This is a genomic window from Prochlorococcus marinus str. MIT 0917, assembly GCF_027359575.1.
In the GTDB taxonomy this organism is placed as follows: domain Bacteria; phylum Cyanobacteriota; class Cyanobacteriia; order PCC-6307; family Cyanobiaceae; genus Prochlorococcus_B; species Prochlorococcus_B marinus_D.
Window position 1 is genome coordinate 358,022 of record NZ_CP114784.1, and the last position, 13,997, is coordinate 372,018.

16 protein-coding genes are annotated in these 13,997 nt (G+C 31.2%); 12 read left to right on the forward strand and 4 right to left on the reverse strand.

Annotated features, from left to right (window positions below):
• The first annotated feature begins 170 nt into the window (after window positions 1–170).
• The gene (rpmF, locus tag O5637_RS01900; RefSeq protein WP_269605628.1) at window positions 171–347 is read left to right on the forward strand and encodes a 50S ribosomal protein L32; all 177 of its coding nucleotides are present in this window, start codon (window positions 171–173) and stop codon (window positions 345–347) included.
• 6 nt (window positions 348–353) lie between these two features.
• Here rpmF and O5637_RS10770 read toward each other — a convergent pair whose 3' ends face one another.
• Together O5637_RS10770 and O5637_RS01910 are read right to left on the reverse strand one after the other, a co-directional pair.
• Window positions 354–674: a DUF565 domain-containing protein gene (locus O5637_RS10770; RefSeq protein WP_332299752.1), complete on the reverse strand. Its 321-nt coding sequence runs from the start codon at window positions 672–674 to the stop codon at window positions 354–356.
• A gap of 3 nt (window positions 675–677) precedes the next feature.
• Complete coding sequence (locus O5637_RS01910; protein WP_269605629.1) at window positions 678–1,424, reverse strand: HAD-IA family hydrolase; 747 nt, start codon at window positions 1,422–1,424, stop codon at window positions 678–680.
• Window positions 1,425–1,485: 61 nt separating this feature from the next.
• Here O5637_RS01910 and recJ point away from each other — a divergent pair, with 61 nt between their 5' ends.
• Window positions 1,486–3,375 (forward strand): single-stranded-DNA-specific exonuclease RecJ, encoded by a 1,890-nt coding sequence (gene recJ, locus O5637_RS01915; RefSeq protein ID WP_269605631.1) that lies wholly within the window; start codon window positions 1,486–1,488, stop codon window positions 3,373–3,375.
• A 3-nt stretch (window positions 3,376–3,378) separates the two neighbouring features.
• On the opposite strand, the gene psb30 is transcribed toward recJ, so the two are convergent.
• On the reverse strand, window positions 3,379–3,513 hold the full coding sequence (gene psb30, locus O5637_RS10790; protein ID WP_420063722.1) for a photosystem II reaction center protein Ycf12/Psb30: 135 nt from the start codon (window positions 3,511–3,513) through the stop codon (window positions 3,379–3,381).
• Between the two features lie 189 nt (window positions 3,514–3,702).
• Here psb30 and O5637_RS01920 point away from each other — a divergent pair, with 189 nt between their 5' ends.
• The 9 genes from O5637_RS01920 to fmt all read left to right on the forward strand — a co-directional run bounded on the left by O5637_RS01920 (window position 3,703) and on the right by fmt (window position 12,476).
• Entirely contained in the window at window positions 3,703–4,050 is a 348-nt protein-coding gene (locus O5637_RS01920; protein WP_269605633.1) for a TMEM165/GDT1 family protein, read from the forward strand.
• A 16-nt stretch (window positions 4,051–4,066) separates the two neighbouring features.
• Window positions 4,067–4,363 (forward strand): TMEM165/GDT1 family protein, encoded by a 297-nt coding sequence (locus tag O5637_RS01925; RefSeq protein ID WP_269605635.1) that lies wholly within the window; start codon window positions 4,067–4,069, stop codon window positions 4,361–4,363.
• Between the two features lie 82 nt (window positions 4,364–4,445).
• Window positions 4,446–6,737 (forward strand): RNB domain-containing ribonuclease, encoded by a 2,292-nt coding sequence (locus tag O5637_RS01930; RefSeq protein WP_269605636.1) that lies wholly within the window; start codon window positions 4,446–4,448, stop codon window positions 6,735–6,737.
• 6 nt (window positions 6,738–6,743) lie between these two features.
• Window positions 6,744–7,352, forward strand: a complete 609-nt coding sequence (locus tag O5637_RS01935) for a flavin prenyltransferase UbiX (RefSeq protein WP_269605637.1) — start codon at window positions 6,744–6,746, stop codon at window positions 7,350–7,352.
• Window positions 7,349–7,891, forward strand: coding sequence for a hypothetical protein (locus O5637_RS01940; protein WP_269605639.1), 543 nt, complete (start codon window positions 7,349–7,351; stop codon window positions 7,889–7,891). Before O5637_RS01935 ends, O5637_RS01940 begins: the two co-directional genes overlap by 4 nt.
• A 73-nt stretch (window positions 7,892–7,964) precedes the next feature.
• Window positions 7,965–8,498, forward strand: a complete 534-nt coding sequence (locus O5637_RS01945; RefSeq protein ID WP_269605641.1) for a DUF2996 domain-containing protein — start codon at window positions 7,965–7,967, stop codon at window positions 8,496–8,498.
• A 174-nt stretch (window positions 8,499–8,672) separates the two neighbouring features.
• A complete protein-coding gene (locus O5637_RS01950; RefSeq protein WP_269606880.1) occupies window positions 8,673–10,079 on the forward strand; it encodes a TldD/PmbA family protein in 1,407 nt (468 codons plus the stop codon).
• A 1-nt stretch (window position 10,080) separates the two neighbouring features.
• The gene (locus O5637_RS01955; protein ID WP_269605643.1) at window positions 10,081–11,469 is read left to right on the forward strand and encodes a TldD/PmbA family protein; all 1,389 of its coding nucleotides are present in this window, start codon (window positions 10,081–10,083) and stop codon (window positions 11,467–11,469) included.
• A complete protein-coding gene (fmt, locus tag O5637_RS01960) occupies window positions 11,466–12,476 on the forward strand; it encodes a methionyl-tRNA formyltransferase (RefSeq protein ID WP_269605645.1) in 1,011 nt (336 codons plus the stop codon). The genes O5637_RS01955 and fmt overlap by 4 nt, the downstream gene beginning before the upstream one ends.
• Here fmt and O5637_RS01965 read toward each other — a convergent pair.
• A complete protein-coding gene (locus O5637_RS01965; protein ID WP_269605647.1) occupies window positions 12,473–13,192 on the reverse strand; it encodes a TerC family protein in 720 nt (239 codons plus the stop codon). The two genes, fmt and O5637_RS01965, sit on opposite strands and share 4 nt — an antisense overlap.
• Window positions 13,193–13,277: 85 nt before the next feature.
• Here O5637_RS01965 and O5637_RS01970 point away from each other — a divergent pair, with 85 nt between their 5' ends.
• Entirely contained in the window at window positions 13,278–13,928 is a 651-nt protein-coding gene (locus O5637_RS01970; RefSeq protein ID WP_269605649.1) for a hypothetical protein, read from the forward strand.
• The last annotated feature ends 69 nt before the right edge of the window (window positions 13,929–13,997 follow it).

The following is a 13,997-nucleotide window of genomic DNA, read 5'->3' on the forward strand; positions in this document are numbered from 1 at the left end:
ATAATTAAAACAAATAACTCAAAAGAATTTATATATAAACTATAGTAAAAATCTTAGCCATCTCGAAGTTATATAGAAAAATGGACAAGATTTTATTTTTTCTTCAACGGCTTTTTGTTAAATTGGTGCATGACGTTATAAAATATAAAGTCTGTCAATGTTAAGTAAAAATGGCTGTACCCAAGAAGAAAACCTCAAAAGGGAAGAGAAATCAAAGGCATGCTACATGGAAATCTAAAGCTGCCATAGCAGCTGAAAAGGCTTTATCAATTGGAAAATCAGTTCTTACAGGAAGAGCTCAGGGATTTGTTTATCCAATGAATGAGACAGAAGAAGAATCTGATTAAGGTTTTTTATGAACCAAGTTTGTATGCTTCAAGAATTAGTGCATATGTTGATCCAATTCGGAAATTATTTATAGAAATAATAATTAGCGAAGATTTAGAAAATATTAAAGATCGTATGGATAATTCCATAATTACTACTATTAAAATAGCAAGATATATTGTATTGACAGATTTGTCTAATAAAAAAGAAAGTAAACTATTAGTAAGATAAAAACCAGTGAGTAAAGAAAGTAAAATAATACTTCTTTCCCTCCAAGAGTAAGAGATAATTGGATTTACTGTTCTAACCAGTGTATATATAAGTTTGCTGAATTTAGTATTCTGCATTTGTCAATTAATAATAGTTGTTAAATATTCAAAATCAACATTATTGGTAATTAACTTCTTACCATAAATAAGCTTAGATGTAACATCGTTATTACCAAGACTATTTACACATGCATTTGCTTTTCTGCTAATTTTTTGAGTTGAACAGAACCAGGGGGGTAATGTCAAAAGGCAATTAAGATTTGCAGCCTTAGCAGCTTCGACACCAATTATAGAATCTTCAATTGCTATACAATTAACTTCTAATTCTTTGCTTAATTGAAGTGCAAGCTTATATGCATCAGGAAATGGCTTATGTTTACTAACATCTTCATATGTAATTATTTCTGAAAAATATTTTAAATGCGAACTCAATGAAGTAGTCAAAAATGGGTCCAAAGAATCTCTGCCACTCGTCGTAACTATAAATTGCTGTACATCAAAACTAGATAGTTCATTAATTAGCCTCAGAACTCCCTCTCTTATTTTGATGCATCCAGACTTAATTAAGTCCATATAATGAAGACGCTTTCTTGATTGAATTTCTGAACATTGGCTCTCAGTAATTTCACTATGAATTTCATTTCGATAGTGGATGATACGGTTATAGCCTCCTGATATCTTAAGAAGATCTAAATATTTGCTCTCATTCCAGTGCCAATCCAAATTAAAATCTTTGAAAGCTAAATTAAAAGCAACTCTATGCCCACACAATTCTGTGTCAGCTATAGTTCCATCTACATCCCAAAAAACTGCTTTTAACTTATGCATGTTATTTCGCTATAAAACAAATATAATTCTGATTGCCAAGGAATCAATCTAGGATAAGCTTTTGAAAACAGATTATGATCAATTGACAAGATGGATATTGCCAAAGCCTATAAATGATGATGAATTAGATATTATTAATTTAAACTATACATTACAGAAAGTCTTAATTAGAAGAGGGATAGATTTAAATAATGAATTTGATGAATATATATCACCATCAGAATTACCGAATCCGGAGCATCATTTCAATGAATTGAGCAAGGCTTCCCTAAGAATAATAGAAGCATGCAGTAGAAAGGAACAGATTGCTATATGTGGTGATTATGATGCAGATGGTATAACAAGTACAGTACTTTTAGTTGAATTATTATCTACACTTGGAGCAAGAGTTAAGCCATATATACCTTCACGACAGGATGAAGGTTATGGATTAAATCTTAATATGATAAACGAAATAAATAATGAAAAGACAACACTTATTATTACCGTAGATAATGGGATCTCAGCATTTGATGCAATAAAAAAATCAAATGAACTTGGAATTGACTTGATTATAACTGATCACCACAAAATTCCTGATGTGCAATTAGATATTTTTTCGTTAATACATCCTGAACTTACACCTATTTACTCACCTTATAAATATTTAGCTGGAGTAGGAATAGCATTCCTTCTTGCTAAAAATATATGTAATAAATTAAATTTTGATATTAATAGAACCGCTGCAAATGCATTATTTTGTATTGGAACTGTTGCCGATATGGCCCCGCTTAAAGGAGCTAATAGAAAATGGCTTAAAGAGTCTTTGCCTAAAATAAACACGACAACTAATAAAGGTATTAAATCAATTCTTAAAAATCTATCAATCGATCAAATAGCATTAACTTCGGACGATATAGGTTACAAGATTGCTCCATTAATAAATGCTGTTGGTAGAATAGGAGACCCACTACTTGTAATTGATCTCTTAACTAATGAATCGAATAAATATGTAGATAAACTTACTAAAGAGTGTTTTGCAATCAATAGAGAAAGAAAAAGAATTACAGCCTTAATTGAACAAGAAGCTATTGAAATAGCGCTAAGTGAATACAAAGATAATAACAAATTCTTGGTTCTGAAAAAGAAAGAATGGCATCCTGGGATAATTGGTATCGTAGCCGCAAGAATCGTTGATAAATTTAATTTACCTACAGCAATAATTGCAAAAACTAATGACGGTATGTTTAGAGGATCAATTAGATCAAATAATATATTAAACGTAAATCGTGCGTTAGATGAATGTAGTGATCTGCTTATAGCACATGGTGGGCATTCAGCAGCAGCAGGTTTCTCAATAAAAGAAGAAAATATTAGTATGCTTAGAGAAAAACTAAATAAAATAGCAAATAGAGAATTTAAAAATATTGATCTAAATAAGTCAATAAAACCAGATGCATACCTAAGTTTTGTTGATATTAACTATGATTTTTATAAACAATTAAGTTTGATTGGTCCCTTTGGGATGATGAATCCTGCGCCGATTTTCTGGACGAGAAAATGTAAAATCATAAATATATATAAGCTTAAAGGTGATCATCTTAAAATGATCCTCAATGATGGCACTTGCTCAATAGATGCAATTAAATGGAATGGTAGTATGGAATTAAATAATAATGATTTAATAGATATTGCATTTTACATTGAAATTAATAGATGGCATGGTACAGAAAAACTTCAATTAAATATTATAGATATAAAAAAGCATAAAGATATAATTGATTTAAAAATGCACAATCATTTATATAAATGCCAAATAAATGACAATAAAGATATATTAATCACGAATGTAAAAGGTCAATGCATTAGTTCAGATGCATCAATATCTTCCAAGGATCTAAATATAAAACAAATAGTATTTGCAAAAAAGATTCTTACTTATGCAGAGGTTGCTCTCGGAAAGGCGGCTTAGCCTTTATACGCCTCTTCTATAGAAGATTAAAGCGATTATTGCAGGTCCTGCAAGAAAGACTGCTACTAGTGGCAATAGGTTTCCCATGTTGATTAAAAGTTTTTTATATTCTACTAAACAAGAGGCTTTCCTACCCATTAATTTAAAAAATTTGATGTTATATCTTCACTAATTGCTATTTATGGATTATTTGTGTTGTTCTTTGACTATGGATAAAATCGACTCAGAACAGACAATCTGTTGATTGCTTGATCATTTATCGTTTTTATATATAAAATGTGATTGTTGTATAAACATATAGAAGGCAACATCACTGAATTGGAATTAATGGGTAAACCTAAACAAATTTCTAAACCAGAAGTGAGTGATATAGCTGATAACACTCCTTTTTTAAGTATATTAATTACATCTTTTAGTACTATTTTTTTGGCTGAGTTAGGGGACAAGACACAACTTGCCACATTAATTTTATCTGCTCAGTCTGGTAAACCCCTAATTATTTTCATTGGAGCTGCTCTCGCACTTATTTCAACAAGCCTTCTCGGAGTTTTAATAGGAAGATGGATAGCAAATAACTTACCCAGAAAAAGGTTTACTATAATTTCAGGAATAATTATGTTAAGTTTAGGAATATATCTAGTAACACTAAGCTTTATTGACTTTCTTCAAAATTAGAACTTGATCTTTTTTAATGATTCTAACGCTTCTTTTTACAACATTTGTCACTGTTTTTCTTGCTGAAATGGGCGACAAAACTCAATTAACAACAATAACTTTAAGTAGTACTACTAATAAACCTTTAGCTGTTTTTATTGGCTCGTCATTAGCCCTTATATTAGCTACGCTTTTAGGGGCACTTGCAGGAGGGTCTATTGCCAACCTAATTCCTGCATTCTTACTAAAACTACTTTCTGGAATAGTATTCTTAATTATTGGTATTAACCTTTTAGTTCAAAGCGAAAAAGAAACTACTAATGATAGCTTATAAACTAAAATCAATATCAAACTAAAAGTCTTTTGTTTTTGAAGACTTACTTCCAAAGAAATTAAATGAATTTTCCGCATCTATTATGACCTCAGTTTTACAAATACTAGAAAGTCTTGATATAGAGAAAGGATTAGAAGTTTCTAAACTTGAGAAATCCTTAAAACTCACAAAAAAACAAGATAGAGATAATTTGAACATTGCTATTAAAGCCCTTAAAAAGCTACGAATTGTTCAAAGTAATCAAGATGATAAACTTACAATCAACAATGATAGATGTTTTCTGCAAGGTAGGGTGCGATGTAGTAGTAAAGGCTATTGCTTTGTTGTTAGAGAGGATCAAGGCGAAGATATTTATATTAGAGAAGCAAATTTAAATAATGCTTGGCATGGTGATTCCGTAATTGTTTTAATCACAAAGCAAGCAGTTAAAAGAAGAGCACCAGAAGGCTCAATTCAATGTGTATTAGAAAGATATAATAATATTTTGCTTGCAAAGGTAGAATCTGAACAATCAACAGGTGAATTAAAGGCTTACCCTTTAGATGACAGGATACCAGTTGTTATTGATCTTGAAAATAGTGAAGATTATAAAAAAAAGATTACTGATAAAGATTTAATTTATGAAATAAAGATAAATAAATTTCCAATTGCTCAATTTAAAGCAAAAGGATCGATAATTAGAGATTTATCAATTAATGCTGGTGTAGATGGTGATATTGAATTATTACTTTCAAAGAATAATATTTCTAGAATTTTTGATGTCCCTAAAATCGCCCCTAAGAAAATCCCTTTAAAAGGAAGAGAAGACCTAACAAGTCAACCTTCTTTATTATTAGATAGTTGGGAATCTAAAAACTCTCCATCCCTTCCTGCGTTATATGCCCAACCCTATGAAGGTGGTAACAGAATATGGCTTCATTCTCCTTCAGTTTCCGAAAGAATCAATTTAGGCAGCAAACTAGATAAATATCTTAAAGAAAAGGGGGAGGTTATTTGTTTAGGAAATGATTGGCTGGACTTCCTTAATGATTCGCTTAGTTCAGCATCTAAATTTAAACTTAATGAAGAATCAGAAGCAATTTCACTGGTTATAGATATTAATGGGGAAGGTGAGATAATAGATTGGAAATTTGTTCTTAGCATTGTTAAACCAGTAAAACTTATTACAGCAAAACAGCTTAAGGCAATTAACAATAGAAAGCCAACATCCAAGTCCATTCCTGTAGTACTTAAAGCTATCAAAGATAATCTTGAAGTAATTTATACGATTTTACATTCAGCAAAACTAATCAATAATACCAATAATGTATCTATTAAATTAGATGAGTACATCCCTAATATAGACAGATTAAGTGAATTACAAATAACTTTTCCTGGCAGGGACTTTCATGGATGGTCTAAAACATATGACAGTGGTGATCCTCAGTCCATATTAGATATCTATATTAGACTTTCTAATAATATACTTGCCAAGCATTTAGTTGGATATAAATTGCCAATTATATATAAGGAACATGAAGAAATAGATCAATCATATATTAATGAGGTGTCTAAATCAGCATTGGCATTAGATAAAAAGATAACAGTAAATCCTGATGGTACCGTAACGATAATTGAGTTAATAAAATCATTTGAGTCAAGTACCGAAAAGAAAATACTTCATAAACTTATGAAGCATATAATTCCTGGGATTCATTTGAAACTTTATAAGCCAAATTCTGATATAGATAATGATGATCAAAATAAAGAGATAAAAACAAATAATATTGAGGCCTTTTGGTGTTGCCCTTATTTGAATTATTGGAATGTTTTTAATCAGCTTATATTAACTTCACTTTTAGCTGATGGTAAAAATAAATCTACTAGTCGAAGTAAGGAAATTATAGACTTGGGTAAAAAAGATAGCTGGAGAGATGTTGATTGGGATATCTTCTCATCTAAGATAAAGGAAAATATTGATAAGCATTCAAATTTAAGGTTAGTTCAAAATCTAAATGAAATAAGAAAAAAGTCGAAATCCTTTAGAAATAACATAATATCAATTGCTCAGTGTAGGGAAGCACAGAAAATCATAGGTAAAGAAGTAACCGCTGTTATTACTGGAGTACAAAGTTATGGTTTTTTTGCTGAGATAGAAGATTTAACGGCTGAAGGATTAGTACACGTAAGCACTTTAGGTGACGATTGGTATGAATATAGATCTAGACAGAACCTTTTAGTTGGAAGAAAGAATAAAAAGACTTATCAACTTGCTCAAAATGTTAATGTTAGGGTTCTAAAGGTAGATATTATAAAAAATCAAATTGATTTGGAGCTTGTAAAAGATTCTGATAAAGAATCAATAAATAAAATTGATATTGATTCTTATAGTTAAAAGCAAATGAACAGTATTGTTATTGCTATGACAGGCGCTTCAGCTATGCAAATAGGTGAACGTTCAATACAAGTTTTGTTAGAAAATAATCAAGATGTTGATTTAATTCTTAGCAAGGGTGCATATGAAGTAGCGAAAAGTGAACGTAATATTAATATTCCAGTAGAACCAAAAGCTCAATGTGATTTTTGGAGAAACAGACTTGACGTTAATTCAGGAAAGCTAACTTGTTTTAGATGGAACGATCATTCAGCTTCAATTGCAAGCGGTAGTCATAAGACAAAAGGTATGGTAATTGTCCCTTGTTCAATGGGAACAATGGGGAGGATAGCCTCCGGCTTTTCATCAGATTTAATAGAAAGATGTGCCGACGTTCACTTAAAGGAGAATAGGCCTTTAATAATATCTCCAAGGGAAACACCATTAAATTTAATTCATATAGACAACATAAAACGTTTAGCTATTGCTGGAGCATTAATAGTTCCGCCGATTCCAGCTTGGTATACAAACCCACAAAATATTGAAGACATTATTGATTTTATTGTAGTTAGATTGTTTGATTCACTTGGCGAAGATTTAGATTACATTAAGAGATGGGATGGTCCAAACAAATGAAGTTTAATACTTTAATAAAAGCAATACCTTTACTATCAACTTTATTATTGATAACGTTTCTAAGTATTAGTAATCAAAAGGAATATACTAGATTAAGATTGCTTGTATGGAATACGCCATCACTTACATTAGGAACATATCTTTCCATATCTATAGGAACAGGCTTTATTATTTCATACCTTATAACAACTAATCTTGCAAAAGTATATGCCGGCAACGCAAATAAACCACTAAGGTACAAAGGTGAAAGCAAATATGAAGAGAGTAATGAGATATCAGATACCTTTGATACACTATCATCTGAAAACACTTTAATACATAGAGATTTTAAAGATCCATTACCTACAATTAAAGCTAATTTTAGAGTAATTGAGAGAAGAGAAAAAAAATATCCAAGTTCTATAAATAATAGCGTTAACAACGTCAACTTAAATGAATTTGAAGAGCCATACTATGAAAAACCTTATAAGAATGAAATTAGCACCCAGATGAATTCAAGTTCAGATGATTGGAGTGATGAATCTTATTCAAGATGGTAATCGGAAATTTTAACAATATATTTAATCAACAATATCCCAACATCGATCTTAATGAATTTGTTAAACTGAACAAATGGAAAATCAACCCCCCACAAACGATAAGAACTCCGGAAATGAAGTAAAAAAGACAGAATCTAATAATTTGAATATTCAAGAAACTTCTGTTGTTAACCAAAAAGTTTCCAATATTTTAGATAACCCAAAAACGTCATCTGAAATCAAACCAAACAAACCTCCAAAACCACCTAAGTTAGAAGACAAACCCTTTGATGAGTTTATAATTAAACATTTAATTCCTGGACTAAAGACCTCTATAGAAGATAAAGGAACATTAGTCAGTGAAATTAAATTAATAGAAGGTGAAAGGCCAGTTGTCGGAGGTAAATGCTGGATGGTATTTTGTGAAATGTCTGAACAAAGAAAATTTTGGCTTTGCTTTAACAGTGAAATAATAACTTCAGATAAAACTATACTATTAGCAGAATCAAATTCGGATCCAAGCATTGTTGAATCCTTCCTGATTGACGAGAAAAAGACTACATTACCTTTACTAATATCGAGGGTACTTCAAAGATTAAATGGTCAGAAATGGATTGGTGCTAATTAATTGTATTTGTTTAGTTATTAACTAAATAAATCTTTTTATTGTTATTATTTTTTTAATAATAACAATAAATATATCTTCTTAATATTTATATACGCAGTTCAGGCAGTCAAATGCCATAATAAGAAAAAAAACAAATTGAGAAACTCATTACTAAGTAAACAAACTGAAAAAGTACTGTTTCATACTTTTGATGACACATTAAAGCCACAAATTGAAGATTTATTGTCACTTGGTAAATCTGCCGGAGCTGACCTAATAGAAATCTTTCTTGAAAAATCAGACAATATATCTTTATTAGCAGAGCAAGAGGAAATATCCAATGTCAGTCCATCTTTTGGAATTGGAGCTGGTATCAGGGTGTTTCTTGGAAAAAAAGACGGTTTTGTTAGTACAAACGATTTATCCAATGAAGGACTACTCTTTGCTCTTAATCAGGCTTTAGGTATGTTGGGCCTAGCAGTCGGAACTAAAAACAACGTTAGATTTGAAGGATTAACTGAATTAAAAGACTTTGGTACAAAAAAAAATGAATGGTTAGTTAATTCTCCAAATCTTGATGAATCAACCTTCCAACTTCTTACTGCTACCAAATCACTCGCTGATAAAAATAAAAATTTACAAGTAAGGAGAGCTAGCTATTCAAGGAATTGGCAAGAAGTTCTTGTTGCTGCTTCTGATGGAGTATTTGCTAGAGATATCCGTCTTCACCAAACCGTTGGTATAAATGTGATTGCTCAAAAGGATAAAAACAGATCAACATCTGCCAGAAGATATGGAAGTTCCGGCAACCCAGACGATTTAAGAAAATGGGATATCGAGCAAAGTACTTGTGACTTAAATGAAAGTGCACAAAAAATGCTTTATGCGGGATATGTAGAAGCAGGTCAAATGCCTGTTGTACTGGCCAATAAATTCGGTGGAGTCATATTCCATGAAGCTTGTGGTCATCTTCTTGAAACCACACAATTGGAGCGTGGAACATCTCCTTTTCATGACTCAATAAACAAACAGATTGCTCATAAGGCTGTAAGTGCAGTAGATGAAGGTCTTTCAAATCATGCTTTTGGTTCACTATCTATGGATGATGAAGGGATGGAACCTCAAAATACTTTACTAATCGAAAATGGAATATTAAAAAAATTCCTTTCAGATAGAGCAGGTTTTTTAAGGACTGGACATCCACGAACTGGTAGCGGTAGAAGACAAAATTTTTCATTTGCTGCTGCAAGTCGTATGAGAAATACATATATTCAACAAGGCGATTTCTCTCCTAATGAATTAATAACAAGTGTTGATAATGGCCTTTATTGTAAATCAATGGGTGGAGGAAGTGTTGGTCCTACTGGGCAATTTAATTTCTCAGTTGAGGAAGGCTATTTGATAAAAAATGGAAAGCTTGATAAACCAGTTAAGGGTGCAACATTAATTGGCGAGGCAAAAGAAATACTACCTAGAATATCAATGTGTGCTAATGATCTAGATCTTGCAGCTGGTTTTTGTGGTTCTGTAAGTGGAAGTGTAAACGTTACTGTAGGTCAACCTCATATAAAAGTGGATTCAATAACAGTAGGAGGTAGATAAAATGATTAACTTAATTACTACATATAAAATAGGTGAATTAGATCCACATCTATTAATTAATATTTTAAAAGAATATAGTAAAGAGTCATCAATTAAAAAATGGGATATGGGAGCATCAACTAGTAGGGATATTTCTGTTCAAGTTCAACAAGGTAATGCAAAACAGCTAAAAGGTGCCCAACGAAATTCAATGACCTTAAGGGTGTGGAATGATAATAATCAGGTAGGTATTACTAGCACTTCTGACTTGACGAGCGAAGGAATTAAGAAAGCATTCAGAGGAGCTATTGAAGCCAGCCTTTTTGGCAACGAAAATGAATCTCCAGAATTCTCTCCATTAGCCAGGGCAGAATTGGAAGCTCTAAATTCTAAAGTCTCCAATCCTCATACAATTGATGAATTACTTACTATTCTAAAAAATGCAGAAAAACAATTAATTGAGTCACATCAATCAATAGATTCAATTCCATATAATGGATTGAATGAAACATATATGGAAAGAATATATATAAACAGTGAGGGAGCTAATAGACACATGAAATTATCACAATCCTCTATTTATTTGTATGCAAAGGCTGAAGAAGAAAACAAAAAGCCCAGAAGTGCAGGTTGTATTAGAATAAATTCTAATTTAGATGAACTTGATATAGACTCTTGTATAAATGAAACATCTAAAAAGATAATTAGTCATTTAAATTATAAATCTATTGAAACAAATAAGTATCTTATATGTTTTACACCTGCGGCTTTTCTTCAATTAATAAGTGCATTCAGTTCAATGTTTAATGCACGTTCAATTATTGATGGCCTTAGTTTAATGAACAAAGATTCAATTGGTAAGCAAATATCAGTTCCTAATTTAAATATAAGTGACGAAGGTCTGCACCCAGAAAATGTAGGTGCATTTAGTTTTGATGGCGAAGGAACTCCAACGCAAAATATTAAATTGGTTACTAAAGGAAAATTATCTAACTTACTTCACTCAGAAGCTACTGCAAGAAAATTTGGAGTTAAACCTACTGGTCATGCAGGGTTAGGAGCTAAGGTGTCCGTTTCACCTGATTGGCTGGTTATAAGCAAAAGTGAATCTGAAATTGATAAAGATGAAAGTTTGAGTATAAAAAATACACACAAGGAATATATTCTAATAGATGAACTATCTGCTATTCATTCTGGAGTCAAAGCTAGTCAAGGTTCTTTCTCATTACCTTTCGATGGTTGGATCGTTAATGATGGTAAAAAAATATCTATTGAAGCTGCAACAGTTGCAGGAGATATTTTAAATCTCTTAAATAGTATCGTGAAAATAGAGAATGAACAGATAGTTACGCATCAAGGGATCAGTCCACATGTTTGGGTGGAGAATATATCAATAACTGGTGAAGCGTGAAGATAGTTTTTTGGGGAACGCCTACTTATGCTGCGGAAAATCTAGTAAACATTGTTAATTCTGGACATCAAGTAATTGCGGTAGTTACACAGCCAGATAGAAAGAGAGGTCGAGGGAGAGGCTTGTCACCTTCACCAGTGAAACAAGCTGCAATGGATCTTGGCATACCTGCCTTCGTTACTCATTCAATAAGAAATGATCAAATTACAAAGGAAAAACTTAAATGTTTGCATGCTGATGTTTTTATTGTTGTAGCCTTTGGTCAAATTCTTCCAAAAGAAATATTAGATCAGCCGAAACTTGGATGCTGGAATAGTCATGCTTCGCTATTACCGGTTTGGAGAGGAGCAGCTCCTATTCAGTGGAGCATTATAAATGATGATGTACAGACAGGTATATGTATTATGTCAATGGAAGAAGGTTTAGATACAGGTCCGGTTATTAACCGAGAGATTACGGTCATTAATGATTCAGATAATCTAGAGATTTTAAGTACTAGACTGTCAAATATTTCATCAAAACTATTAGTAAATTCACTTAATAAAATCGAATTAACGAAAGGTTTGAGTAAATCATCGAGACTGGAATATTTAAAAGCTATTGATCAAACTAAGCTAAAAGGTAAACCTAGTTATGCTAGACAAATAAAAAAAGAAGATTATTTAATAGATTGGAATCAAAATGCTAGAAAAATAATAAAAAAAATACAGGGATTATATCCAAATGCGTATACTATTTATAATGGTAAAAGAATAAAGATTTTAGAAGCTAGTACTTTAGAAAATAAAGAGAAATTAATTGAAAGTAAACAAATAGATAACGAATCAATAGAAAAAAGTAAAGGAGGAGAAGTAATTATGATAAATAAAGAAGATGGCGTAATAATAATGACGAATGATTTTCCAATTCAGATTAATTATGCCCAGTTAGAAGGGAAAAAGGCTACTAATAGTTATACTTTATCAATTCAATCTGATCTAAGTGTTAGTAAAATATTAGGTAACTAAAAATTATCAGTTGTATTCTCTTTACTTGAAAAGCCCCATAGAAATAGGCATACCATTAGAAAGAAGAATAAATATTCTGGTATGACTAATAAATTGAATAGCAATTCGAGAATTAACTTTATTCCAATAATACCAACTGCTATATAACCAGCCTTTTCTAAGTTAATGTATATCTCAAGCCATTTAATGAATAATCCAGAAGTGAATCGTAATGCTATTACCCCAATAATTGCACCGGTAATAACTAAAAGAAATTGATCACTTATTGCAACAGCTGCTGTAATACTGTCAATAGAAAAAGCTAGATCGGTTATTGACAATAGAACAATAATCTTAAATATTGAACTTTCTGAATTGTTATTAATATGTTTATTATCATTAGATTTATTAGTATTTATGGAGATAAACTTTGAGATTGACAGAGATATCAAATAAATACCACCAATTAATTTTACTGGCCAAAAGTTAAGTATGAATTGCGCCGTAAGAATTACGAGTATTCTCAGTATTAATGCAATGAATATACCTATATTTAGTGCTTTTTTTTGAAGCTGAATATCATTTAGATTCTTAGTTATGGACGCTAAAGCTACAGCATTATCAGCTGACAATACTAGCTCCAAAGAGACAATGATTGGCAAGAGTGGTGCTAGTTCAACCCATCTGTCGATACCATCAAGTAAAGGGGTTAAGGATCTGAGAGATGCTGAATCCATTAAATTAGGAAAAAATAGCTATTTCACAGCCTGTTTGATATATTTTAACTCTTACTATTCTAAATAGTGTCAATTCAGAAGGGTTATGCGAATTGAATCTAAACTTTGCCACATATCCGAGAATAAAGTCGTTGTTAAAGTAACTGGATGGAATAATGATAAAAATCTAGGTAGTGCACTTGCTGAAGGGGGAACAGTTGAAGTGGCTGAAGACAAAGCTATTTCAAGACTAAATAAAAGGATAAACGGAGAAATAAATAATGAGGAAATCATAAAAACTGATAAAGAAGATGATGTAAAAACCCCATTGAAAGTTGAGTTACCTAAGAGTAATAAGATGGAAAATATTTATAAAGAGCCAACTGATTGGAGTAATATTTTAACTGCTATAGATTTAGAAATACAAAGGTTAAAATGGTCAAGAGATGATGAAAACATTTTTCTTGAAAAAAACTTGGGTTATAATAATCGAAACAAAATTACTAAATACAGTGATATAGTAAACTATCTAAGTTTGTTAAAAAAGACAGACATTTTACATTCAACTAATAAAGTAAATATAAATATTAATAAATTAATTGAAGAATCTGACAGTATACTTAGAGATTTATCATGGGACAACTTACAGGGAAGAGAATATTTACAAAGAGAGTTTAATGTTTCAACGAGAAAGGAACTTAATGAAGAACAATTAATTTCATTTATTGAAAAAATAAAATCAATTCGAAATCAATAACTAACTTACTATGTCTTCTCAATAGACAAATAAAATGTTATTGTAATCACAATAAAATAGTCGACAAGA

Excerpts from the sequence above, each read along its gene's own strand:
- O5637_RS01910 (WP_269605629.1), bottom strand. The coding sequence starts at position 1,424 with ATGCATAAGTTAAAAGCAGTTTTTTGGGATGTAGATGGAACTATAGCT.
- O5637_RS01970 (WP_269605649.1), top strand. The coding sequence starts at position 13,278 with ATGCGAATTGAATCTAAACTTTGCCACATATCCGAGAATAAAGTCGTT.
- psb30 (WP_420063722.1), bottom strand. The coding sequence starts at position 3,513 with ATGGGTAGGAAAGCCTCTTGTTTAGTAGAATATAAAAAACTTTTAATC.
- O5637_RS10770 (WP_332299752.1), bottom strand. The coding sequence starts at position 674 with ATGCAGAATACTAAATTCAGCAAACTTATATATACACTGGTTAGAACA.
- O5637_RS01945 (WP_269605641.1), top strand. The coding sequence starts at position 7,965 with ATGGAAAATCAACCCCCCACAAACGATAAGAACTCCGGAAATGAAGTA.
- O5637_RS01930 (WP_269605636.1), top strand. The coding sequence starts at position 4,446 with ATGACCTCAGTTTTACAAATACTAGAAAGTCTTGATATAGAGAAAGGA.
- O5637_RS01955 (WP_269605643.1), top strand. The coding sequence starts at position 10,081 with ATGATTAACTTAATTACTACATATAAAATAGGTGAATTAGATCCACAT.
- O5637_RS01940 (WP_269605639.1), top strand. The coding sequence starts at position 7,349 with ATGAAGTTTAATACTTTAATAAAAGCAATACCTTTACTATCAACTTTA.
- O5637_RS01920 (WP_269605633.1), top strand. The coding sequence starts at position 3,703 with ATGGGTAAACCTAAACAAATTTCTAAACCAGAAGTGAGTGATATAGCT.
- O5637_RS01965 (WP_269605647.1), bottom strand. The coding sequence starts at position 13,192 with ATGGATTCAGCATCTCTCAGATCCTTAACCCCTTTACTTGATGGTATC.
- O5637_RS01925 (WP_269605635.1), top strand. The coding sequence starts at position 4,067 with ATGATTCTAACGCTTCTTTTTACAACATTTGTCACTGTTTTTCTTGCT.
- rpmF (WP_269605628.1), top strand. The coding sequence starts at position 171 with ATGGCTGTACCCAAGAAGAAAACCTCAAAAGGGAAGAGAAATCAAAGG.
- O5637_RS01935 (WP_269605637.1), top strand. The coding sequence starts at position 6,744 with ATGAACAGTATTGTTATTGCTATGACAGGCGCTTCAGCTATGCAAATA.